The 23891-nt window shown below is 32.0% G+C and carries 28 protein-coding genes; 9 read left to right on the top strand and 19 right to left on the bottom strand.

Annotated elements, in window-relative coordinates; all coding sequences use genetic code 11:
• Positions 1-11: 11 nt before the first annotated feature.
• The 3 genes from D6200_RS01975 to tssD are packed head-to-tail and all read right to left on the bottom strand — an operon-like array spanning position 12 to position 2021.
• Positions 12-371 carry a hypothetical protein gene (locus D6200_RS01975; protein WP_073183697.1) on the bottom strand — a complete coding sequence of 120 codons (360 nt, stop codon included), beginning with the start codon at positions 369-371 and terminating at the stop codon, positions 12-14.
• Positions 368-1531, bottom strand: coding sequence for a hypothetical protein (locus D6200_RS01970; protein WP_073183700.1), 1164 nt, complete (start codon positions 1529-1531; stop codon positions 368-370). Before D6200_RS01970 ends, D6200_RS01975 begins: the two co-directional genes overlap by 4 nt.
• 1 nt (position 1532) lies before the next feature.
• Positions 1533-2021, bottom strand: coding sequence for a type VI secretion system tube protein TssD (gene tssD, locus D6200_RS01965; RefSeq protein WP_073183702.1), 489 nt, complete (start codon positions 2019-2021; stop codon positions 1533-1535).
• 990 nt (positions 2022-3011) lie between these two features.
• Between tssD and D6200_RS01960 the strand changes: the two genes are divergently transcribed.
• From D6200_RS01960 to D6200_RS01945, 4 genes are all read left to right on the top strand, one after another.
• Complete coding sequence (locus D6200_RS01960; RefSeq protein WP_073183704.1) at positions 3012-3575, top strand: Crp/Fnr family transcriptional regulator; 564 nt, start codon at positions 3012-3014, stop codon at positions 3573-3575.
• Positions 3576-3693: 118 nt separating this feature from the next.
• Complete coding sequence (locus D6200_RS01955) at positions 3694-3888, top strand: tautomerase family protein (protein WP_073183706.1); 195 nt, start codon at positions 3694-3696, stop codon at positions 3886-3888.
• A 5-nt stretch (positions 3889-3893) separates the two neighbouring features.
• Positions 3894-4637, top strand: coding sequence for an SDR family NAD(P)-dependent oxidoreductase (locus D6200_RS01950; RefSeq protein ID WP_047789069.1), 744 nt, complete (start codon positions 3894-3896; stop codon positions 4635-4637).
• Positions 4638-4648: 11 nt separating this feature from the next.
• Positions 4649-5017 carry a nuclear transport factor 2 family protein gene (locus tag D6200_RS01945; protein WP_047789070.1) on the top strand — a complete coding sequence of 123 codons (369 nt, stop codon included), beginning with the start codon at positions 4649-4651 and terminating at the stop codon, positions 5015-5017.
• A gap of 127 nt (positions 5018-5144) precedes the next feature.
• Here the strand turns inward: D6200_RS01945 and D6200_RS01940 are convergent, their stop codons facing one another.
• From D6200_RS01940 to D6200_RS01905, 8 genes are all read right to left on the bottom strand, one after another.
• On the bottom strand, positions 5145-5927 hold the full coding sequence (locus tag D6200_RS01940; RefSeq protein WP_073183708.1) for a LytR/AlgR family response regulator transcription factor: 783 nt from the start codon (positions 5925-5927) through the stop codon (positions 5145-5147).
• Between the two features lie 2 nt (positions 5928-5929).
• A complete protein-coding gene (locus D6200_RS01935) occupies positions 5930-6982 on the bottom strand; it encodes a sensor histidine kinase (RefSeq protein ID WP_073183710.1) in 1053 nt (350 codons plus the stop codon).
• 71 nt (positions 6983-7053) lie between these two features.
• Positions 7054-7797: a hypothetical protein gene (locus D6200_RS01930; RefSeq protein ID WP_073183712.1), complete on the bottom strand. Its 744-nt coding sequence runs from the start codon at positions 7795-7797 to the stop codon at positions 7054-7056.
• A gap of 167 nt (positions 7798-7964) precedes the next feature.
• Positions 7965-8837: a M57 family metalloprotease gene (locus tag D6200_RS01925; RefSeq protein WP_047789074.1), complete on the bottom strand. Its 873-nt coding sequence runs from the start codon at positions 8835-8837 to the stop codon at positions 7965-7967.
• Between the two features lie 241 nt (positions 8838-9078).
• On the bottom strand, positions 9079-10194 hold the full coding sequence (gene leuB / locus D6200_RS01920; protein WP_073183714.1) for a 3-isopropylmalate dehydrogenase: 1116 nt from the start codon (positions 10192-10194) through the stop codon (positions 9079-9081).
• A gap of 10 nt (positions 10195-10204) precedes the next feature.
• Positions 10205-10786, bottom strand: a complete 582-nt coding sequence (leuD, locus tag D6200_RS01915; protein ID WP_073183717.1) for a 3-isopropylmalate dehydratase small subunit — start codon at positions 10784-10786, stop codon at positions 10205-10207.
• Entirely contained in the window at positions 10786-12168 is a 1383-nt protein-coding gene (leuC, locus tag D6200_RS01910; RefSeq protein ID WP_073183719.1) for a 3-isopropylmalate dehydratase large subunit, read from the bottom strand. The genes leuD and leuC overlap by 1 nt, the downstream gene beginning before the upstream one ends.
• Positions 12168-13343, bottom strand: a complete 1176-nt coding sequence (locus tag D6200_RS01905) for a 2-isopropylmalate synthase (RefSeq protein WP_073183722.1) — start codon at positions 13341-13343, stop codon at positions 12168-12170. Before D6200_RS01905 ends, leuC begins: the two co-directional genes overlap by 1 nt.
• A 132-nt stretch (positions 13344-13475) precedes the next feature.
• On the opposite strand from D6200_RS01905, the gene D6200_RS01900 reads away from it, so the two are divergent.
• Positions 13476-15041, top strand: coding sequence for a hypothetical protein (locus D6200_RS01900; RefSeq protein WP_073183724.1), 1566 nt, complete (start codon positions 13476-13478; stop codon positions 15039-15041).
• A gap of 430 nt (positions 15042-15471) precedes the next feature.
• Here D6200_RS01900 and D6200_RS01895 read toward each other — a convergent pair whose 3' ends face one another.
• The 4 genes from D6200_RS01895 to D6200_RS01880 all read right to left on the bottom strand — a co-directional run bounded on the left by D6200_RS01895 (position 15472) and on the right by D6200_RS01880 (position 19283).
• Positions 15472-16410 (bottom strand): NAD(P)H-dependent flavin oxidoreductase, encoded by a 939-nt coding sequence (locus D6200_RS01895; protein ID WP_073183727.1) that lies wholly within the window; start codon positions 16408-16410, stop codon positions 15472-15474.
• 2 nt (positions 16411-16412) lie between these two features.
• Positions 16413-17213: a toxin-antitoxin system YwqK family antitoxin gene (locus D6200_RS01890; protein ID WP_047789080.1), complete on the bottom strand. Its 801-nt coding sequence runs from the start codon at positions 17211-17213 to the stop codon at positions 16413-16415.
• Positions 17214-17232: 19 nt separating this feature from the next.
• Positions 17233-18420 (bottom strand): tRNA 2-thiouridine(34) synthase MnmA, encoded by a 1188-nt coding sequence (mnmA, locus tag D6200_RS01885; RefSeq protein ID WP_073183729.1) that lies wholly within the window; start codon positions 18418-18420, stop codon positions 17233-17235.
• Positions 18421-18575: 155 nt separating this feature from the next.
• A complete protein-coding gene (locus D6200_RS01880; RefSeq protein WP_073183731.1) occupies positions 18576-19283 on the bottom strand; it encodes a toxin-antitoxin system YwqK family antitoxin in 708 nt (235 codons plus the stop codon).
• Between the two features lie 45 nt (positions 19284-19328).
• On the opposite strand from D6200_RS01880, the gene D6200_RS01875 reads away from it, so the two are divergent.
• Positions 19329-19919 carry a hypothetical protein gene (locus D6200_RS01875; RefSeq protein WP_073183733.1) on the top strand — a complete coding sequence of 197 codons (591 nt, stop codon included), beginning with the start codon at positions 19329-19331 and terminating at the stop codon, positions 19917-19919.
• A 73-nt stretch (positions 19920-19992) separates the two neighbouring features.
• Here D6200_RS01875 and D6200_RS01870 read toward each other — a convergent pair whose 3' ends face one another.
• A complete protein-coding gene (locus D6200_RS01870) occupies positions 19993-20772 on the bottom strand; it encodes an ABC transporter permease family protein (RefSeq protein ID WP_073183735.1) in 780 nt (259 codons plus the stop codon).
• Between the two features lie 56 nt (positions 20773-20828).
• Positions 20829-21164 carry a hypothetical protein gene (locus D6200_RS01865; RefSeq protein WP_073183737.1) on the bottom strand — a complete coding sequence of 112 codons (336 nt, stop codon included), beginning with the start codon at positions 21162-21164 and terminating at the stop codon, positions 20829-20831.
• Between the two features lie 262 nt (positions 21165-21426).
• Here D6200_RS01865 and D6200_RS01860 point away from each other — a divergent pair, with 262 nt between their 5' ends.
• The 3 genes from D6200_RS01860 to D6200_RS01850 all read left to right on the top strand — a co-directional run bounded on the left by D6200_RS01860 (position 21427) and on the right by D6200_RS01850 (position 22337).
• Positions 21427-21681, top strand: a complete 255-nt coding sequence (locus D6200_RS01860) for a hypothetical protein (protein WP_073183740.1) — start codon at positions 21427-21429, stop codon at positions 21679-21681.
• A gap of 136 nt (positions 21682-21817) precedes the next feature.
• Positions 21818-22078 (top strand): hypothetical protein, encoded by a 261-nt coding sequence (locus tag D6200_RS01855; protein ID WP_073183742.1) that lies wholly within the window; start codon positions 21818-21820, stop codon positions 22076-22078.
• A 34-nt stretch (positions 22079-22112) separates the two neighbouring features.
• The gene (locus D6200_RS01850) at positions 22113-22337 is read left to right on the top strand and encodes a hypothetical protein (protein ID WP_073183744.1); all 225 of its coding nucleotides are present in this window, start codon (positions 22113-22115) and stop codon (positions 22335-22337) included.
• Between the two features lie 51 nt (positions 22338-22388).
• Here the strand turns inward: D6200_RS01850 and D6200_RS01845 are convergent, their stop codons facing one another.
• Positions 22389-23225 (bottom strand): sterol desaturase family protein, encoded by an 837-nt coding sequence (locus D6200_RS01845; RefSeq protein ID WP_073183747.1) that lies wholly within the window; start codon positions 23223-23225, stop codon positions 22389-22391.
• 44 nt (positions 23226-23269) lie between these two features.
• Positions 23270-23785 (bottom strand): YkgJ family cysteine cluster protein, encoded by a 516-nt coding sequence (locus tag D6200_RS01840; RefSeq protein ID WP_073183749.1) that lies wholly within the window; start codon positions 23783-23785, stop codon positions 23270-23272.
• Between the last annotated feature and the right edge of the window lie 106 nt (positions 23786-23891).

The following is a 23891-nucleotide window of genomic DNA, read 5'->3' as shown; positions in this document are numbered from 1 at the left end:
CTAGAATACGCTTACTTTTCAAGTGGCTTTAGGAAAATTGAATCATACAATATTGCCTCTTCTCCAAAACTCCCTCTTGTTCCTTTTTCTATTTTGATACTCTTGTATTTTGGATGTTTTAATTCCATTGAATAAAACAAAGGAACATGCCCACCTTCAAAATTAAACATCACTCTTTTCTTTACTCTCTGTATGGTAAACTTTCCTTGGTTATCGGACTTTATCTGTTCATCATCAATCTGTATTAATACACCTTTAATTGGTTTGTATGTTAAAGAATCGTATAGCGTTCCTTTAATTTCTGGTCTTTCTATTCTTGACGAACAAGAATTCAAAAAAAGTGCTATTAATAGTAAGTAGTAGAATCTCATTTTATTTCTAATTTAGTTAACCATAGTAACCCGGTTAAGTCTTTATTATCTGCAACTATTCTTTTAAAGTCATACCAATATGGGTCATTATTATAATATTTCATTAAATCAATTTCATTTGTTATCGGATAATCACTTCCTCCATCATTCACAGGCAATGTCTCAGAAAGAGTAGAACTACCTTTATGCTTATACGAAAAAAAAGCTGCTTTAGAAAATGCTTTTAATATTTCATGTCCAATTTCATGCGCCGCCGTGTATGAAAAATCATTATCCACATTGGAAATATTATTTCCTAACCAGTACCATTTTTTGCTCCCTTTAATATACCCATAATTATATACTATCCTTTCAGGCATTACTTGACCAAAAAAAGATACTATTCCATTAACACTTCCTGGGTTCATAGATCTAATCCAATCACCATTTGTATTAAAGATTAAACTAACATCATCCATTGTTTTCTGCGTTGTATTTATTGCGTTTACATAAACTTCATATTTTTCTCCATCAATATCAACATCTTTGGCTATATAGTGGTTCCTGTTTCTACCCCAATGGTAATTTAGCCCTTCTAAGGCCAACCTTTCTAAATCTTCAAATTTTTTTGTACGTGTTTTTAAAGGGGCTTTACCAGCAATCAAATATTTCTTTGGTATTTCATCCCACGGACATACTTCCATTGGAACTCTAAGTTTTGGATCTGGGTCAATATCTTTTTCATAACACTCTATTCCTTTTGCTCCTCCATCTTTTAAGTTAACACGTAATGTAACATCTATTCTTTTAGAGTTTTTATCAATCTTTACATCTACCCATTTAACCTCATCGTAACGCATACTAAAATCTAACTTTTTTCTGCTATAGTTATTTGAGCTATCTACACCAATAGTATACAGGTTTAAATTTTCGTATTGTGTTAGTTTAGCAGTGTCTAAAATTCCTCCGCTATCAAACCCATCCCATTTCCAAATATGTTCTCCTTGTTTTAGTTTGTTAGCATCAGTTATTTTTTCTTCATAAATCACCGAGCTTCCATCTCTAATTTGTAGCGTTAGTTCCTTGGCATTATTATCGGCTATTTGGTAAGTAAATTGTACAAAGCCTCTTTCACTATTTCCGCTGTAATCAGCGATTCCTAGGGGGACAAAACTTGGCATATTACGATAATTTTGGGGTTACACTAAAGTTTGTATCACCTCCTCCTGAAGCAGTATCTCCGTTATCAGTTACTTCGTTTTGGGCTCCAGAAAGTGTTTTTCTCCAATACGTAGAATATTCTAACGAAGAATTAGGCATTTTTACTCCTGCACACGTAATAATTAATCGGTCTTTTATAGGCTGATCGTTTGTATTAGAAAATACTGTTTCGTATTTCTTTAGGTAACAATCAAAAAAAGTCATTGTTTTAGAGCCTCCTTTTAAATATGGGTAGTATATTTTTAACTCTAGTTGATCTATAGCATTCTCTTTACAAACCCATTCTTCAAAATCAGTATTACTACCTGATTCTATTTCTAATTCTAAACCTGCAAAGTTAGCGGAGCTTGTGGGTTGGTCAGAAACGTTTATATTTCTATTAAAACCAAAGTTATAGGTTAGTACTTCTATCTCCCTGTTATTAAACAACAGCATAGTTCTATATTTCATAGCATCGTTTTTAAGTTATGCTTTTTTTCTTTGTTGAAGTAATCCTTAGCAATTTCAACGTATCAAACCTACAATTTTTCTATTTAAAAAGCTAGCATATTTATTATTAAATCTCTTTGTACTAAGCAAATACGGAGTCTGTACTTTGTTTGTACTTAATAGGTACTTCTACTAACTTTATTTAAGGTTAAATACTTTGAAAGAATGCTTGGTTGTTAGCGTATGGATTTTAAATAATGAGATAACTACGTCGCTATTGCTACTCGTTATGACGGTTGTTTTTTAGAGCCAAGAGAATAGACCGCTTCGCTGTTAGAGTAAAGACTTATTTATAGGTCTTTGTTCTATTCTCTTTTTTCTATATTCTTTTTATCATCCAGTGTCACTTCGAGTAAAATTATTGAAATGAAATAAAAATAATTTTGTATCGAGAAGTTTTCTAATAGTTCTCGATACTATTTTTATTTCGTTATTACTCAATAAAAATCACTCGAACTGACAGTGATTACAATAAAAAAAGAGTAACACTTTTCAATGAGATTCCTTCTCAGTTGCTTTGCAACATACTTTCAATTAAAATATATCTTAATTTCAGTGACGTTCGGAATAACGGTATGTTTTGTGACCTACAAGAAAATCTTTGAAAATCAAGACAGCAGTGATGGATGTAAGATAAAAAGCTGTTTGAGCGATAGCGAGTTCTTTTTATCAGTGGAGGATGTCGTAGTATTTTCTCACGATTTTATTGTAAGTCTTGATTTTTGTTTCTTTTTATCAAGAAAAAGAATACCACAATAATCTTTGAGGAAAAACTTCTCTTTATAACGTTGTTATGAGACAAACGTGGTAGTTTTTATGTTTGGGACTCTAAATAAATAGATTATTTCGTCATACCTTCCTTGGAATGACGATATGCAAAAACATTTTTACTTGTACTACTTACTTTACAGCTATATTTGCATATAGTAAAAAGAAAATAGTACCGTCTTAATGACACATCCTTTACGACAACATATTGAAGAAATTATACCTCTTACAGATGAGGAATTCGCCTATATTCTAAATTTTTTCCAGCCTATTACTAAACGCAAACACCAGTACTTATTGCAAGAGGGCGAAACTGCCAATAAAGAATATTGGGTGGTTAAAGGTTGTGTAAAGAGCTATTTTATTGAAGATAGCGGTAAAGAGCATATTCTTCAATTTGCTATGGAAAATTGGTGGATTACCGATTACGAATCGTTTGTTAAGCAACAACCTTCTAAAACGGCAATTGATTGTATTGAAGATTGCGAATTACTATACATTACTTACGAAAACCGTGATAAACTAACTGCCTCTATACACAAAATGGAACGTTTTTGGGCTAAAAAGAGTAAAATGGGCAGAATAGCTCTTCAAAAAAGAATTGTATCGCTCTTACAAAATTCTGCAAAAGAACGATATGACCAGTTGTTAGAACAATACCCTACCCTTTTTCAACGGGTTCCTAAAAAAATGATTGCTGCTTATTTAGGGGTTTCTAGAGAAACTCTTAGCAGGCTTAATTCTTAGTTTTTAATATTTCTTATTGTTTGCATGTGACATACATCACTTTAAAGGTGTGACATAGCTCCTGTCTAAAGTTGTACGTCCACTGCAACTTTGTAGTATAATTTTAAAACATATTATTATGCCTTTTGTAAACATTAAAGTTACCGACGAACAGGTAACCCAAGAACAAAAACGTCAACTTATTGAAGGAACTACACAGCTTTTAGTTGATGTACTCCAAAAAAATCCTGCAACTACCCATATTGTTATTGAAGAAGTTCCTATGGGTAATTGGGGGCACGATGGTAAACAATATTTAGGAACTAAAAAATAAGACTCATGAAGAACAAAACCGCAATTATTACAGGAGCTTCAACAGGTATTGGTAAAGAAATTGCTAAACTTTTTATAGAAAAAGGATGCAATGTAGTAATGAATGCTTCTAATGAAGAAAACCTACAAAAAGCTTATGAAGAGTTAGGTAGTCCGTTAAACGCTGTGCTTCTTGTTGGAGACATTAGTAAACAAGAAACAAGTAAACAATTAGTAGCCTTAGCTTTAGAAAAATTCAGCAGTATAGATGTACTGATTAATAATGCAGGAATTTTTGCTCCTAAACCTTTTTTAGAGGTTGAAGAAAGCGATTTAGAGTTGTACTGGAATGTGAATTTAAAAGGAACTTATTTTGCCTCTCAAGCTGTTATTCCGAGTATGGTAGCACAAAAAAATGGAGCTATTATAAATATAGGAACTGTTTTAGTAGATCATGCCATAGCTGGTTTCCCTGCTACTGCTCCTTTAATGAGCAAAGGTGCAATTCATGCCTTAACCAGACAACTCGCTGCTGAGTTTGGTAATGATAATATTAAAGTAAATACTATTGCTCCAGGTATTATTAGAAGTCCGCTACAAAGCAAAATAGGTATTGAAGACGCTGATAGTTTAGCTGGGTTACACTTGTTAAACCGTATTGGTGAGGTAACTGATATTGCTGAAGCTGCTTACTATTTAGCTTTTTCAAATTTTGTTACAGGTGAAACTATGAATGTGGCTGGTGGTCACACCGTTGGTCATGCCATTTAAAACTAAAAAAGATGTATAAAGAGAATATAACAGCAATAGAACTTTTAGTAACGAACTACTTTGAGGGTATTTTTTATGGAGATACTCAAAAACTTCAATCATGCTTTCATAACAATACTCCTATTTATGGAGATATTAAAGGCGCTGACTATTTTAAAAGTTCTGAAAATTATATTGAAGGGGTTGCTAACAGGCAAAGTCCAAATGATTTAAAAGAAACTTTTAACATGAAAATTGTAGGGGTTGATATTATGGGGAAAATAGCCATGGCAAAGTTACATGTACCTATGTTGGGTTATAATTACTATGACTATTTATCTCTAAACAAAATAGAGAATGAATGGAAAATTGTAGCTAAGGTTTTTACGCATGTAGAATAACCTTATAAACAAAAGCGGTTTGGATGTTTATCTAAACCGCTTTGTTTTTATTACTATCAGACTAAACGGCTTTTCTCTTTTGAATGAGATTCCTCACTTTTGTTCGTAATGACCGTAATCACCTATTTTATAATCCTAACCACTTTGTAAACTCTGCTGTTTTGTTTTGACTGGTTTTTAAAATTGTTTGGCTGTTTTTTAGATTAATAGCCACAACATTTTTATTGTACCTACTTATCTTTTCTATATAGTTTCTATTGAGTAGTTCGCCTCTATTAATTTTAAAAAACACACTAGGATTTATCATTTCTTCTAATACTTTTAAAGAAGATTGATTTAATACATGCTTTTTATTACTTATATCGTATGCTGTTACAATCCCATAATCTGCTTGAAAATACATTACCTCATCCACCTTTAAGAAATAGGTATATTGAGAGGATTTAACAGCGATAAAATCTTGATAGCTTTTAGGAGCTTGAGCTGTTTGATTTGCTAAGTAAGCATCTAATTTTTGTAAAACATTATGATCGCTTTCAACCTTCATTGAGTTTTTTAAGCTTGAGTACTTGTATACCGCTTTTTCAAACCGTTCAAACGAATACGGTTTTAATAAATACTCTATTCCACTGGTTTCAAAAGCATGCATCCAAAACTGGTTGTAAGCTGTAATAAAAATAATTGGTGTTTGAATTGCTAGCTTTTTATAGGCTTCAAAAACATTACCGTCTCGTAGCTCTATATCAGAAAAAATCAAATCAATATCAGAAGTTGATTCAAAAAACTGAAGCACTTCTTCTACCGTTTCAAACTCTTCTACCACAGTAATAGGTTCATGATAACTTTCTATATACTTTTTTAGCTTTTTTCTAGCAGGTAACTCATCTTCAACTATAAGTGCTTTTATCATTTCTAAACAGGTTTATGAGGTAGTATTAATGGTAAAACAACTTCAAACTCTTTTTCAGTTTCGCGTATCTTAATAGTATTTTCAGCAAGCAGTTCAAATTGTTTTGATAGGTTAGCCAATGCCACTCCATTACTTTTTCTTTTTTTAGAATACAACGCTTTGTTATTCGTTACTTTAATTCCTTTATCCTCTGTAATGGTAATTTGTACAGGAGATTCAAAGGTTCCTTTATTATGAGTAATGGCATTTTCTATAAGAACTTGTAAACAAAATGGTGGTACTACACTATTTTTTATATACAATGCTGGTGCTATGTGTAGTTGATAATACCCCTGATATTTTTCTTCCATTAGCTTAAAATACCCTTCTGCAAAAAACAACTCTTCTTTTAATGAAACCAATTGCTTATCTGCACTATGTAAACTATACCTATATAACTCTGAAAATCGATTTAAAAACAAAGAAGCTCTTTCCGTGTCTTCATCAATAAGCTGATCTAAAACATTTAAATTATTGAATAGAAAGTGAGGGTTTAATTGGTTTTTTAATTGTGTAATCTCGTTCTTAGCTTTACTTATTTCATAGGCAGCTACCTGCTTTTGATACGCTACATTTTCTTTGTAATACAAGTAGGCTAATGAAAATCCACCAAAAATAATAAAGTCAATTACAGCGTTTATATTGACGTATATTATATGATAAACAGAACCAAAGTTTCTGGAATAGGTATCAAAAATAAACGCAACAATTAATCCAAAACTATTTCCTATCACTAAATATGTTAACAAGCCTATTCCAAAAAAACGCACATATCTCCTACTTAATGAAGTTTGTTTTTTTGAGTTTTTATTAATACTCTTTTTAATAAAACTAATCCACCAAAAAATAAAAACTGCTTTAAAGAAATACCAAAAAGGAGCATCAGGGTAAAAGATGAAATCCTTCCAAGAATCTGAATTCCCAAATTGATTTTTTAAAATAAATATTAAGCAAAAGGTAAAGAGAAAGATTAAAAATGTAGCATTTTCTCTAAAAAAGGATGTGTTTGTTTTCATATCAGTACTCACAAATATATCAAATTTGCGATGAAATCTTTGGAAGAATCTCACCGCAAACTCTAGTATTTCTATTTAACTTCTGGCCAAGTACTTACTGTATTTCCTTTCTCATCATAGGCTTCTAGTTTTATTTTATTATCCTCGTCTATAATAAACTTAGCTCTTGTTTTTCCATTAGTGTCATATAAAAACAATCCATTTTGTTTTCCTGGTGTTTGTCCTAAAGCTACTCTAGGTACTCCTCCTATCATTCCTTTTTGTTGATACTCTTTAAACTTAGCTCTTCTTTCAGCCGGATCATTAATAGCTCTTAATTCTTCACTTATTTTTTGAGCCATCTCTTGGGTTTCGTTGTCTCCTCGATCATTAAACACCAACCTGCCTGCTTTGTATCTTTTCCCATTTTTCTTAGCATCGGTAGTTATGAGTTGCATTACTTGGTCTCCATCATACTGATCGAACGTTAATGACAATCCTGAGCTATGTCCTTTTTCGGTCTTTTTTCCGTCATAAATAAACCCGCCACACTCTATACCTTCTTCGTTGTAAAAAAGCATTCCTGCTCTCTTTTTTCTTTCGTGATATACTCTTCCATTAATCTTATCGCCTTTGCCAGGAAAGTTTGCTGCGTTAGTAATAAGCATTTTTACCGTTCCGTCATTTTCAATAATATTAATTCTTTTTACGTCAATGGTATCAAATTGTGTATTTCCTTTATTTTTAAAGGCTACAGTAGTTAAAACTCCTATTAGTGCTGTTATACTTACTGCAAATGTTCTTAAAAAAATAAGTTCTCTTTTTGGGTTCATCATGGTATGTTTTATAATTAGATACCTCAAAAGTATTTAAGGCTTACATTCTTTAAAACGTCTTTTTTATAAACTCAGGAAAATAAATGATAAACTAAGGAATATAAACAATAAAAAACCACCGACTTTAATTCGGTGGTTTAAAAATATGTATTAAGGTTAGTTATTTCTTAGTACATGTTTTGTAATGCTGTAATATCGTTACCATTAAACTCTCCGTCTTCGTTAGAGCTAAAGCAAGCTAACATAACTGAAGTTGAATCGTATCCTGTTGGTGTACCAGACACATGGTTAGCTCCTACACCAGCAGTTCCTTCGTTAGTGTTTTGTCCACAACTTTGACGGCTAAACCAATCAGTATGTCTAAATCCTACTGAATGTCCTATTTCATGTGTAATTACATGCTCGTTTACATTTGTTGTGTACCCTGATAATCCGTAGATTTGCACCCACTTGTAAGGTAAACCTCCACTTGGAAAACCTGCGCTACCACCTGATCCAGATTGATTTGGATTACGATAAACTACCATATCTTTATTGGAATAATCAGTTCCAAAACTTAAAGTAAAACTAATAGATACTCCGCTTAAATTATTGTAATTATCTACCGCCCATTGTAGTGCTGTTTGCTCTTTACTAGAAAGACCATATCCACCACCACCTGTATATCCTATAATAGAAATATTTCTACCTTGAGATACTAAGTTATTGGTTGAGTATTGACGTCCAGATTGATTATCATCCTTAGCCTTTGCTAAAGTAAATAACTCTTGTTCTGTCATTACTACATCTTCTTCTAAAAATAAGCGCACTTCTGATGTTCCGTCAGGAAAGTAAAAATTATCATAACGAATATGATCTACATTTAACTCTAATTTAGCTGCAGCATCAACAACCTCTTGAGGTACAGGTTTGAGCCCTGGGTTATCGCTATATTGTAGTATAGCATCCGGCTCTTTAATTTGTTCGTTTTCACTTGAACATGAGGTGAAGAACACACCTACTGACAAGCCCATAATTAGGGCTAACTTTGTTTTTTTCATAATATGAAGGGTTTTATAATTCACTGTAAATCTACACTTTAGAACTAAATATTTAAAATAAAACCTAAAAAAACGTTAAAAAAAAGAATATTTAAACAGAAAAATCATAAAATATTAAATACCAAACAAATAAGCGGTTTTTTAAACAATTAAAAAACACGATATCAATTACTTAAAAACAAAACTTCCTTTAACAGAAATGGTTAAAGGAAGTTTACGGTTAATTTACAGTATTTATAACTTATATAATAGTGCTTTGACCCATGTGTATGTTTTGGAAGTTCATATCACTATCTTCTTGATTATAGATGTAGTCCGCAATAAAATCTCCTACTTTACTAGTAGAAAATGGATTCTCTGAATTGATATCTTCGGTAGTAATTCCTAATTCTAATGATTTTTGAACGGCTACTTCTACTACTTTAGCTTCTTGCATTAAACCTAAATGCTCTAATAACATTGCTGCCGATAAAATAGATGCTAACGGATTTGCAATATCTTTTCCTTTTGCTTGTGGAAAAGATCCATGAATAGGCTCAAATAGTGCATTTTCTTTTCCTACTGAAGCAGATGCTAACAAACCTATAGAACCTCCTATAACGCTTGCTTCATCTGAAAGTATGTCTCCGAAAAGATTTTCTGTTAGAATTACATCAAACTGTTTTGGATTTAAAATTAATTGCATTGCAGCATTATCTACAAATAAGAAATCAACTTCAACATCTGGATATTGTGTTGCCAATGCTGTTACTGCTTTACGCCATAACCTTGACGTTTCTAATACATTAGCTTTATCTACCAATGTTAGTTTTTTACGTCTTTTTTGAGCTGCTTGAAAGGCTAAATGCGCCATTCGTTCAATTTCTTCTACGGTGTATGAACAACCGTCAAAAGCATGTTGTCCGTCGTCACTCAACTCTTTAATTCCAAAATAAATTCCTCCAGTCAATTCTCTATAAATAGTAATATCGGTTCCTTCAATTCTATCTTTCTTTAATGGTGAATTATGAAGTAACGTGTCATATGCTTTTACTGGACGCACATTACAAAACAATCCTAATTCTTTTCTTAAACGTAATAATCCTTGTTCTGGACGTACTTTTGCTGTAGGGTCATTATCGTATTTTGGATCTCCAATAGCTCCAAATAAAATAGCATCACTCTTTTTACACAATTCAATGGTTTCATCTGGCAACGGGTTTCCTGTTTTATCAATAGCACAGGCTCCCATTAATGTTTCTGTAAATAAAAATGTGTGGTCAAACACATTACCAACAGCTCTAAGCACTTTTTTTGCCTGTTCTGTTACTTCTGGTCCTATTCCATCTCCTGGTATTACCGTTATATTGTACTTCATCTTTTTACTTTTATTTCATTGTTGCTTCAAAAGCTGTTATTGTATCTTTTTTACTGATTAAAAAATCTATATCGTCGTAACCATTTATCATACATAGCTTTTTGTATGGATTGATTTCAAAATCTACATTACCTATAGGTGTTTTTAGTGTTTGATTTTCTAAATCTACTATAATGGTTGTATCTGGTAATTCAGTTACTTTTTTTAACAGTTTTGCTAAATATTCTTTGGGTACTTGTACTGGTAATATTCCATTGTTAAGTGCATTTCCTTTAAATATATCCGCAAAAAAACTACTGATAACTACTTTAAATCCGTAACCCGCTAATGCCCATGCAGCATGTTCTCTACTTGAACCACAGCCAAAATTATCTCCTGCTATCAAGATACTTCCAGTATAATTTTTGTTGTTTAAAACAAAGTCTTCATTTATACTTCCGTTCTTTTTGTAACGCCAATCTCTAAATACATTATCTCCGAATCCTTCTTTATTGGTTGATTTTAAAAATCGTGCAGGTATAATTTGATCGGTATCTATATTCTCGGTTGGTAGTGGTACTGCGGTATCTATTAGTTTAACAAATTTCTCCATTAGTTTAATTCTTTTGTAAAGTCAGTAATTTTTCCTTCAACAGCTGTAGCAGCTGCCATTAACGGACTTGCTAAAATGGTTCTTGCTCCTTGTCCCTGACGTCCTTCAAAGTTTCTGTTTGAAGTTGATACACAGTATTCTCCTTCTGGTATTTTATCGTCATTCATTGCTAAACATGCTGAACATCCTGGTTGTCGTAATTGAAATCCTGCTGCTTCAAAAACTTCTTGTAAGCCTTCTAGCTTTATTTGTTTTGCTACTTGTTGAGAACCTGGTACTAACCACGCATTTACATTTGCTGCTTTTTGTTTTCCTTTTATATAGTCTGCTGCAACTCTAAAATCTTCTATTCTTGAGTTTGTGCAACTTCCAATAAATACATAGTTAACGGGCGTATTTATTAATGATGCTCCTTTTTGAAAGTTCATATATTGTAATGACTTTTCAAAGGAAACATCATTAAACTGGGGAATATTTTCTGAAATTTTTATTCCCATTCCTGGGTTGGTTCCGTAGGTAAGCATTGGTTCTATGTCTTCTGCCTTAAAAGTGTATTCTTTATCAAATTTTGCACTTTTATCAGTCTTTAATGTTTTCCAATAGGCTACTTTGTTATCAAACTCGTCTCCTTTTGGTGCAAACTCACGTCCTTTTACATATTCAAAAGTGGTTTCATCAGGAGCAATCATACCGCCTCTGGCTCCCATTTCAATACTCATATTACACACAGTCATACGTCCTTCCATAGACATTTCTTCAAACACATTTCCTGCATATTCGCAGAAGTATCCTGTACCTGAATTTGTTCCTAATTGTGCTATGATATACAAGATTACATCTTTAGGTAGCACTCCTTTTTTCAACTTACCGTTTACATTTACACGCAAACTTTTTGGCTTTTCTAATAACAAACATTGACTTGCAAATACTTGAGCTACTTGGCTTGTTCCAATACCAAAAGCAATGGTACCAAAAGCACCGTGTGTTGATGTATGACTATCTCCACAAACCATAGTCATTCCTGGTTGCGTAATTCCTAACTCGGGAGCCATTACATGTACAATTCCATTATATCGATGTCCTAAACCATATAAAGTAATATCATTTTCTTTACAGTTTTGTGTTAACTGCTCTAGTTGATGCCTTGACAGTTTGTCTTTTATGGGTAAATGTTGATTTACGGTTGGCGTATTATGATCGGCTGTTGCTACTGTTTTGTCTGGTCGTGCAATCGGAATCTTACGCTCTTTTAACTCATTAAATGCTTGCGGACTCGTTACTTCATGAATTAAATGTTTGTCTATATATAAAATCTGCGGTCCGTCTTTAACAGTGTCTACCACATGCGCATCCCATACTTTATCAAATAATGTCTTTCCCATTAAGCTATGGCTATTTTTGAAATTTTATTTACTTGTTTCATAATCTGATGAATGTCTTCGTCGATTACTTCTTTTTGTCTGTCAGCAAACTGTAAGAATGTTTTATAAGCTGTATCTAACTGAATTTTAGTCAGCTCATACCCTATCTTTTTTGCTCGGTATGCTAAGGCTGCTCTTCCGCTTCTTGCAGTTAATACAATAGCACTTTCTGTAACTCCTACATCTGCTGGATCAATAATTTCATAGGTTTCACGGTTCTTGATTACTCCATCTTGATGAATTCCTGAACTATGAGCAAAGGCATTTGCTCCTACAATAGCTTTATTTGGTTGTACAGGCATTCCCATACGCTCGCGAACCATCATACTTGTATCGTACAATAATTTGGTATTGATATCTGTTTGAAGATTTAAATATGGATGCTGCTTTAAAATCATCACCACCTCTTCTAATGCTGTATTTCCTGCTCGCTCTCCTATTCCGTTAACCGTACATTCTATCTGACGTGCACCATTGATAGCTCCTGCAATAGAATTTGCAGTAGCCAATCCTAAATCGTTATGGCAGTGACAAGAAATAATTACATTTTCAATACCTTTAACATTGTCTTTTAGGTATTTAATTTTTGCTCCGTATTCTTCAGGTAAACAATACCCTGTAGTATCTGGAATATTCAACACTGTTGCTCCTGATTTTATAACTTCTTCACAAACTTTGGCTAAAAAAGCATTATCGGTTCTACCTGCATCTTCTGCATAAAACTCCACATCGCCTACAAAGTTTTTAGCATACGAAACAGCTTCTTTTGCTCGCCTAATCACTTCTTCTTTCGAAGCATTAAATTTATACTGAATATGTGAATCACTGGTACCAATCCCCGTATGAATCCTAGGCTTGTTAGCAAACTTTAAAGCATCTGCTGCTACTTCTATGTCTTTTTTAACGGCTCTTGTTAATCCGCAAACAGCAGCATTTTTAACCAATTTAGCTATTTCTTGTACTGATGTAAAATCTCCTGGGCTTGATACTGGGAAACCTGCTTCTATTACATCAACTCCTAAAAAATCGAGTCTTTCTGCAATAATTAGTTTTTGTTGGGTATCTAATTTACATCCTGGGACTTGCTCTCCGTCTCGTAATGTGGTATCGAAAATTTGAATTTTATCGCTTTGCATAAATCTAACTATGATTATCAAAATAAAAACCAAATGTATATATTGGCTTTTCTAGCAAGCTCTTTTTTAATGGGTTAGTTACGATATCAAAACAACAAAAAACAAAAACAAAACACTGAAAAACAAAAAGTTATGCGTAAACCAATTACATTCTCCAATCAACAAAATGATGCTTTGTTTGTTTTGATTAAGTCTTTATCAAAGTCAGAAAAACGTCAGTTTAATTTATATGTTGGTCGTTTAGGGGGTAATGTAGATGCGAAATTTTTTGCGCTTTTTAAATTGCTTGAAAAACAAAAGAGTTATAACGAAAGGGCCATTATAGATAGCGGTGTGGTTAGTAAACAGCAATTATCTAACTTAAAAGCACATTTATACAAGCAAATACTTATTAGTCTTCGTATGAATCCTTCTCATAAAAACATTCGAATTCAAATACGTGAGCAGTTAGATTTTGCTACTGTTTTATATCAAAAAGGACTATACAAACAGAGTTTAAAGCTGCTTGACAAAGCAAAAAATATGGCGGTTGAGAATGAAGAGAAGAATATTGCCTATGAAATTGTTGAGCTTGAAAAGGTTATTGAAAGTCAGTATATAACCCGAAGTATTGATACACGTTCTGACGAATTAACTGTTCAAGCAAAAGAGCTTAGTATGCAAAATGTTATTGCTAGTAAGTTATCTAATCTGTCATTACAATTGTATGGTACGTTGCTGAAAAATGGCTACGTAAAAAACGATGAAGAGCTGCAAGGAGTGAATACTTATTTTTACTCTAAACTTCCTGAATATACGTATGAAGACTTGGGTTTTAGAGAAAAATTATGGTTATACAAAGCACATTTGTGGCATAGCTTTTTAACGCAGGATTTTTTACAGTGTTATAAGTATGCTAACAAATGGGTAGATTTATTTAAGCATGATACTAAGAATATTTCTTTGCATCCTGTTTTTTATTTAAAAGGAAAAAACTACTTATTAGAGAGCTTATTTTTTATAAAGCATTATGATAAGTTTAAAGAAGAGCTTTCTTTATTTGAAAAGGAAATTAAAGAAAAAAGTATTCCGCAAAATAGCAATACTGAAATCTTAACTTTTCTATATTATTATGCTAACAAATTGCACTTACATTTCTTAGAGGGTAGTTTTTCTGAGGGTGAATATTTAGTAGCTATTATTAATGATAAGATTAATAGTTATAAGGATCGTCTTGATAATCATCATATCGTTGTATTTTACTATAAAATTGCTTGTTTGTACTTTGGTATGGGTAAAAACAAAGAGTGTATTTTGTATTTAAATAAGATCATTAAACCTAAAAATATTCAAGTAGCTAACGATTTACAGTGTTTTGCTAGGGTGCTTTCTTTAATTGCTCATTACGAATGTGGCTTGGATTATGATTTGGAACGACAGTTTAAAGACACTTATCGTTTTTTACTAAAAATGGAAAATTTACAAGAGGTTCAAAAAGAGTTTATTTCTTCTATAAAAGCATTGGGAGATGTATATCCGCACCAAATAAAAAAGGAGTTAAAAAAAGTACACAGTCGCCTTAAGGTTTATGAGAATCATCCTTATGAAAAAAGAGCTTTTTTATATTTAGACATCCTTTCTTGGCTTGAAAGTAAGATTGAAAATAAACCTGTGGCACAAATTATTAAAGAGAAATTTGTTAGTTCTCAAAAGTGTTGAAAATAGTATTAGATTTATCCTTGTAAAGTACTGATTAAAAAAATCTAATTATTAATTCACGTCTCTTTTAGGAAAGCTAAACAAGTTGACTAAATATAAACATGCTAATTAAAAAAGTAAAAAGTATCTAAAAAATAACTTGATGAACATCTCTGAACCTTTTGGATAGGATAACTTATTTTTACTGTAACCTATAAATATATTAAAAGACTCCTTATTGCTTTCAATTAAATTAACTAACTTAAATAGCTGGTAAATGCCTATAATTAAAAACAGAATACTGATTAATTGTTTAAGCATTATTATTTTGTTTTACCTTAATTTTCATTCGTTAGTACGATAAGAGCATGTTTATAACTCATCTTTATAAGATTCCTCCTCCTACCTCGTCGGAATGACGTTTCTATTTTTTTTGGCAATCGCTCTGCGATTAAAACAACTGTTCTTTTTTCACTTGCTGATATTCTTCTACAATTGCTTCTAACACTTCTTTTGCTGGTTTAATTTCATGGATAAGCCCTGCTACTTGACCTATTTCTAGTTCTCCATCGTCCAAGTTTCCTTCAAACATACCTCTCTTAGCACGCGCACGTCCTAACAATTCTTTTAATTGTTCTACCGTTGGGTTTTGTTGATATAATTCCTGTACTTCTTGAAAGAACTTGTTTTTTACCAAACGTACAGGAGCTAATTCCTTTAACGTTAGTTGTGTACCACCGTCTTTTACATCTACAATAGTTTTCTTGAAGTTGTCATGTGCTGAAGATTCTACCGTAGCTGCAAAACGACTTCCTATTTGCACTCCGTCTGCTCCCAACACCATTGCTGCTAACATTCCTCTACCCGATCCGATACCTCCTGCGGCAATTACTGGAATTTTCACTTGTTCTTTAACCATAGGAATTAACGTAAACGTAGTAGTTTCTTCTCGTCCGTTATGACCTCCAGCTTCAAATCCTTCACATACTACAGCATCTACTCCAGCTGCTTCTGCTTTTAAGGCAAATTTTACTGAACTCACTACATGCACCACCGTAATTCCTTTTTCCTTTAAAAAAGAGGTCCATGTTTTTGGATTACCTGCGGAAGTAAACACAATTTTCACCCCTTCCTCAACAATAATATCCATGATTTTCTCTATATCAGGATACAACATTGGCACATTTACCCCGAAAGGTTTATCTGTTCCTTTTTTACATTTTTGAATGTGTTCACGAAGTACTTCTGGATACATAGATCCTGCTCCAATTAATCCTAATCCACCTGCATTTGACACTGCAGAAGCTAGCTTCCATCCTGAAACCCAAATCATTCCACCTTGAACAATTGGATACTGTATATTAAATAGTTTGGTAATTCTATTTTGCATTTTTATCCTCTGAAGTTTAATGGTTGAGAAAAGTTGAAAGGAATCTTTCTATTCATATGTATCGCTGGCTCCCACCCTTTTAAGTTTTCAAAAAAACGAACAATTTCATTTTCTAACTTTTTAGGAACCTTTTCATTGATGGTAACATCTCTTACTGCTCCTTTTATATCAATTACATATTCAACTATAATCTGACCTTTAACTTTGTAACTTATCTTACTTGTTAACTTTTTAAGTTGCTTGTAATATTTATCCTTACCCCCTTTAAAAGTTGGTCTCTTTTCTTTTATAATGTTTTTTAAATCATCAATCTTTTCTCCCTTGTCATTATAATAAGTTGTTTTAATTATCGAATCGCTTTTGGCGATTCCTCTACCTGCCAATTTACCATTATAATGGTAAATTTTCCATACTCCTTCTCTCTTACCATCTATATAAACTCCTTCAATATCCTTATTCCCATTATCGAACCATGTTTGTATTCTCCCATTTCTTTTACCTTTTTTATTGTAGAAAGTTAATGCTGATATTTTTCCATTTTTATTGAACGAAACTGACTCTCCTATTTTAATCTTTTTCTCCTTTGTTAGATAATGTGTATAGTTATATAGTTTTCCGCTACGTTTATACTTCCTTACCAACCATAATGAATCTGCACTCTTAGTAATAATTTCAAAAGACATTGCTTTCTCCTTATTGTTGATTATATTACCTTTCTTGTCTAAATAGTTTATAATAGAGTCTTTCTGTGAATATCCATTAATATTTATGAACACCAACAATAATAAGAATATCTTTTTCATAGTTTTATTTTTTCCCTTTTTAAGAAATCACACCAGAACCTAATAGCTCTTCATTTTTATACCAAGCAACAAACTGCCCTTCTTGAATAGCCGATTGTGGATTTTCAAATTCAACATAAATTCCGTTATCTACTTTATACAGAGTAGCTTTTTCTAATGGTTGTCGGTAACGAATACGCGCCTCTACTTCCATAGATTCACCAGTTTGTAAAGCTAAATCTTCACGCACCCAGTGTAGTTCTTCATTTGATACAAATAATACACTTCGATACAATCCTTGGTGATTTTTTCCTTCTCCTGTATAAATAATGTTGGTATCTACATCGGTTTCAATCACAAACAATGGTTCTTTGGTTCCTCCAACTGCTAACCCTTTACGTTGTCCTTTGGTGAAATAATGTGCGCCTTGATGTTTACCTACTACTTTTCCATCTTCTTTATTATAAGAGAACTTCGTTGAAAAATATGCTAACTCCGCTTCTTTATTCTCAAATTCTGGAACTAAACGATTGTACTGCTCAAATTCATCTGGAATTCGGACAATATCTCCTTCTTTCGGTTGTAGTTTTTGTTGTAAAAAATCTGGAAGTCTTACTTTTCCTATAAAACACAAGCCTTGACTGTCTTTTTTATCAGCTGTAATTAAATCTGCTTCTTTGGCTATTTCACGAACTTCTGGTTTTGTCAATTCTCCAATAGGAAATAACGCTTTAGATAATTGTTCTTGCGATAATTGACATAGAAAGTATGATTGATCTTTATTCGTATCTTTTCCTGCTAATAACTTGTATACAGGCTTTCCATCAATTATTTCTTCTGCTTTTCTACAGTAATGCCCTGTTGCTACATAATCAGCTCCTAAACTTAACGCGATATCCATAAACACATCAAACTTAATTTCTCGATTACATAATACATCAGGATTAGGTGTACGTCCTTTTTCATATTCATTAAACATATAATCAACAATACGCTCTTTGTATTGTTCGCTTAAATCAACTGTTTGAAATGGAATTCCTAATTTTTCTGCAACAATCATGGCGTCGTTACTATCTTCTAACCATGGACATTCATTAGAAATGGTTACTGAATCATCGTGCCAGTTCTTCATGAACAATCCAATAACTTCGTATCCCTGTTCTTTTAGTAAATACGCTGTTACACTACTATCTACGCCTCCTGAAAGTCCTACTACTACTCTTTTCATTTTATACTTTTGAAGCTGCAAATTTACGAAATAATAAATGTTTATATTATGGAAATAATTGATGGCTTCATTACTAAAATTGATGAATTCTAATCTCTGATAAGGCTCAGTTTATTTTCTTTTCTAATGTTATTTAAATTATTAATATTTATAATTTAATTTTTAGGAATTGAAAACGCTTTTTTCTTTCTCTTGTCGGTAACTACTTCTCCATCCATGTAAAATTGCCATTTACCATCTCTCTTACCATTTTTATACATCCCTTTTTCTTTTAAATCTCCTTTTAAATCGTAGTATTTCCCTTCTCCTTCTAATTTACCATTTACATAATACACTTCTTCAATCATCACTCCTTCTTCAGTAAAAATCTTAGAAAGTCCATTTTTCTTACCATTTTTATAAATACTTTCTTCAGTTAATTTACCATTTCTATAGTAGTTTTTTAAAACTCCATCTAATTTACCGTTAGCATATTCTTCTTCTGAAAAAAGTTTTCCATCAGAAAAATAATACGTCCATTTTCCTACTCGTTTTTTTCCTATCATCCATCCTTTTGTTTTTATTTTTCCGTTAGGCGTAAAAAATTGCACAAAGGCACTATCGGATTTTGCAGAAAACTCTTTAGTCATAGAAGGAATTCCGTAAGAATTAGGTTCATAAAAATTAAATGTACCTATCTCTTTTCCATTTTTAAACTCTCCTGAATATCTTATTTTGTTTTTATTATCATCATAATATTTTTTCCAAACTCCATGCCTCTTTCCATTAGTATCAAATTTATTTATTTTTTGTGCTTGAGTAGCTGTTATAAAAAATACCGATAACAAAAGTGTTGTTGAAAATATCCTTTTTATATTTATCATGCTATAATTTCTTTTACAATTCAAATTTACATAAACCATACCAATATGAGTCTTGATTTTTTAATTTCTGTGCTAGAAAATGTTGATTATCCTGCTAGAGTAAACAGAAATAATGCTGCAAATATTGTATTAAAGCAACCTGAATTAGTAAAGTTTTTAGTTGATGTTACTTTCGATGTTGATAATAAACTATCTATTAAAGCTGCTTGGGTACTGGAATGGATTTGTACACATAATGGAATTGAATATATTATTCCTTATCTCCCTATTTTTACAAAAAATATATATAGAGTACACTTTGATAGCGCTATAAGACCTTGTGCTAAAATTTGTGAACATTTAGCAACTGCTTTTTCCTCAAAAACAACCAATGGTATAAAAGAACAGTTAACAGAAACTGATATCGATTTAATTATAGAAACTGGATTCGATTGGTTAATTACCGATCAAAAAATAGCAGTTAAAGCCTACACCATGAATACTTTATATTTATTTGGTTTACAAAAAGACTGGGTACATCCTGAACTGGAACATATTATTCGAACAAAAGTGATTCATGAAAGTAAAGGTTGTAAAGCCAGAGGGAAGAAAGTATTGGAGTTGATTGAGAAACATAAAGACCAAAAACAATTATAAAACCTCAGAAGAAAAATCTTCTGAGGTTCTTTTATTATTTTACAAGCAACTAAATACGATATCGTTTATTTTATTACCAAGCCCAGCCTGATGTAGAAGAAACCTGGTCGTTCCAAGACTTCTTCCACCACCACCAACCAGACATGGTGTACCATTTAAGATTCCCTACGTTTAACCCTAAATAACCTGTTGGTGAATAAAAGCCTATAACTTTTCCTCCATAACAAGAGTGTTGGTATAAATATACTACTTGTCGTCTATAAGTTGGTTTTCTAATTTTTAAAGAAGATAATTGGTCGTTATTTCCTGACCCAACCCAATGGTCTCTGTAATAATAGCGTTTTTGCCTTCTCATGCCTGTCATTTCTGTGTTATAGTAGGCATGTTTATAGAAATAAAAGTTACCCGAGCCATACACATCATAGCTATTACATTTTGATGACTTCCCTTCTGTTGAAACTTGATCTCCTGGGAAACCTTCTGCTACTTTTGAGGTGTATTTTTTTAAGTCTTCTGTATTATCGAAAACTTTTACTTCAATATCAGTGCTTCCTTCTTCTGGATTATTAAAAAACAATGATTTTGGAGCTTTTTCTTCGTTACCAAAAATTTCTTGAGCAAAATCTACATCTCCATCTGCCTTCAATACTTCTCCACTTTCTTCATTATATACATAAGATATTTTAAATTGTTTCCCATAATAATCGTACGTATGATTAATAGTTACTGTACTTCCTTTTGCTAATTGTAATTCTTCTTTTTTTGATTCATTTTCAATTATTTCTTCACTTTGACAGCTAAAAAGTAATGTAAAACACATTACTGCCATCCATAAAAAATTTTGTTTTTTCATTTTTTCTTATTTTTTAAAATCCTTAGCATCTACTAAGAATTTATTCGTTTGATTAGTTAGTTTTTTAATTTTTTTAGAGGTATTAAAACCTCTCCGTTTTTAAAACGAGAATAATCTACAACGTATTTATTTGCTTGTAAAGTAACATTAGTTTTACCTAATTCCTTTGCAATATAGTCTCTTAGGGATATGTCTTCTGAGATAATGAAATCTTCTTCTAAACTTCTAGAAAATACCAATCGTAATGACTCGCCTTCATTTCTGAATGCTATCATACCATTATCTTCATCGTTATTCCTTTCCCTAAGTTTCGAGAAAATCTCTTTTACCTCTAAGTTTTTGTTGTTTAACAGTTCGTTTGCTGTGTCTTCTTTTTGCCATGCTTGTAGCATCAGAGGCGACGCTTACTAATACAAAGTTTTGTAGTTGTTTCATAAAATAATAGTTTTCGGGGTTAATTATGAAATCAAATTTACATGAACTAAAAAACACAAACACCAGTTAAACAGCTATTTAAAACACAGGTAAAACCCTTTTTTAACCTAAAAAATACCTCTTTATAAATTAATTCCTATCCTTTACAAAGTTAATTCGTAACCTTTTTTAAAAACTTTTTAGGTTTGAATCATTATTAACAATCAAATTTATATTATTATGAAAAAAAGAATTTTAAACTTAAAAAGTTTTCAACTATTATCTAAAAAAAATCAAAAAAACATATATGGAGGAGCTAAAATTCCTCTAAATGGAGGAATGGCAAATACAACTCCTCTTTCTCCTCTTAAAACTGTAGTGTCATGGAGATGTTGGAACAGAATTACTTCTCAATATGATATTATTTATAACGTTGGAAATCCTGGTGTTGAAGACTTTCAAGGGTATGAATATTGTCAACCTGTAATTCAATAAGGTAGATAACCTTCTTTTATTTTCAATATAAAATGAGAACGTTAAGTATTGTGAGATTACTAGAAGTATTCTAATTTTTTATAAAAACTGTTATTCTTTAACTTTTAATATTATTAACAATCAAATTTATATTATTATGAAAAAAAGCATTTTAAAGTTAAACGGTGTTCAAAAATTAAACACAGTTGAACAAAAGGAACTAGTAGGTGGTCATATAGTTAACATTGACAAAGCTAGATCACACATTACATGGAAGTGTTTTCGAAACAACTCAGGTAGTACATTTTTTTTATCTCCTGTAGACCTTTCATCTCCAACTACTTCTTGTTATGCGTACGATAACACTTATAAAGCTCCAACAAATGGTACTAATTATGGCATGGGTACCCCCATATAAACTGAAAAATTATTAACCAAATAAATTTTAAATTATGTTAAAAAATATTTTACTACAAAAAGGTGTTAATGAGTTAAATAACACTCAATTAAAAGAAACTCAAGGAGGTCATTATACTGGAAATCTTCAATATACATGTTGGGATAAAACAGGTGCACTTTATGATTCTACAATAGATGCTTCTTATCCAGACGCTGGTATTCATTGTACACCTAACGCAGAAGTTACTGCCTCAGCAATAACAAAGTTCACTGCATAATTATCTCAAAAAGGAGCTGTGAAATTTTTAAAATTACAGTTCCTTTTCTTCTTATAACTCCTTTAAATTCGTAGGTTTTCGATAGCCTTGAAACGGCTGTTTTAACAACTCTTTTAAACTAGAGTTTTTTTCTTCATCTGGAAATGTATCTACTCCATACACTATTTTTTCTCTATCTAACTCCATATACGTTCCTAATAAACGGTCCCAAATAGAAAAGATATTTCCGTAGTTAGAATCTGTATAAGGTAATAAATTATGATGATGTACTTTGTGCATATCGGGTGATACAATCACATAACTCAATACCTTATCTAACTTTTTAGGCATTTTTATATTAGCATGTGTTAACTGCGTAAACACTAACGATATTGATTGGTACAACATTATTATAGCTATTGGAGTCCCGACTAAAAAAACACCTACTAAAGTAAATGTAAAACGAATTACACTTTCTATCGGGTGATGTCTGTTTGCTGTTGTGGTATCCACTTTATGATCAGAATGGTGAACTAAATGTACCATCCACAAAGGTTTTACTTTATGTTCAACTAAATGTGCTAAATAAGCTCCGAAGAAGTCTAAAAATAATACACCTAACAATACGTACAACCACAATGGCATTTCGGGTAGCCAGTTGATTAATCCAAAGTCATTTGCTTGCACCCAATCGGCTGTCTTTAATAATAAGAATGCCAATACAAAATTGATAATTACCGTAGTTGCAGTGAAAAATAAATTAGGCCATGCGTGTTTCCATTTATTGTATTTAAAACTAAATAATGGTACAGCGCCTTCCAATAACCAAAAGAAAGTAATTCCGCCAACTAAAATAATACTTCTATGACTAGAAGGAATCGTTTCAAAATAATGTATAAGAGTTTCCACTATGATATATTTTTCCTAAAAATAGAAAAAATATCTATAAAAACTTATTTCTTAGAACTTCCCGATTGTGGTAATCTCTTTTTCAACTCCTCTACTATTCGGTAAGTTGCAGGACAAACCTCCGTATTTTTAATAGTTAAATCTGCTAATTGGATAAACTTTTTACGATTGGTATGTGGATATTCTGAGCAAGCTTTTGGACGCACATCATAAATAAAACACGTATTATCTGATTCATCTAAAAAAGTACACGGAGCAGATTGTAAGACCATGAAATTATCTTCATCTCGCTGTAAATATTGATTAGTAAAATCAATCACCCTCATTTTTAAGTGTTTTGCAATGCGCTCTATATCTTTTTCAGTAAAAATTGGTGAAGTCGTTTTACAACAATTAGCACATTCTAAACAGTCGGTACGCTCAAATTCTTCCTCATGCAATTCTTGCATTAATAAATCTAAGCGTTTAGGAGTACGCTTTTTTAATCGTTGAAAATACTTCTTATTTTCTTGTAAAGCGTCTTTGGCTAATTTTGGTAAGTTTTCAAGGTCTTTATCCATGGTGCAAAGGTACGAAAGCACCTTTGAAGTCATACATTATTCTGTCTTAAAAAATCATAAGGCAAATCGTGGGAAGAAAAAATTAAAAACACTAATTTTGTGCGAC

Origin of the sequence: Tenacibaculum mesophilum (genome assembly GCF_003867075.1) — a bacterium.
In the GTDB taxonomy this organism is placed as follows: domain Bacteria; phylum Bacteroidota; class Bacteroidia; order Flavobacteriales; family Flavobacteriaceae; genus Polaribacter; species Polaribacter mesophilus.
The sequence above is the reverse complement of the archived record's forward strand: the minus strand, read 5'-3'. Positions and strand labels throughout refer to the sequence as shown.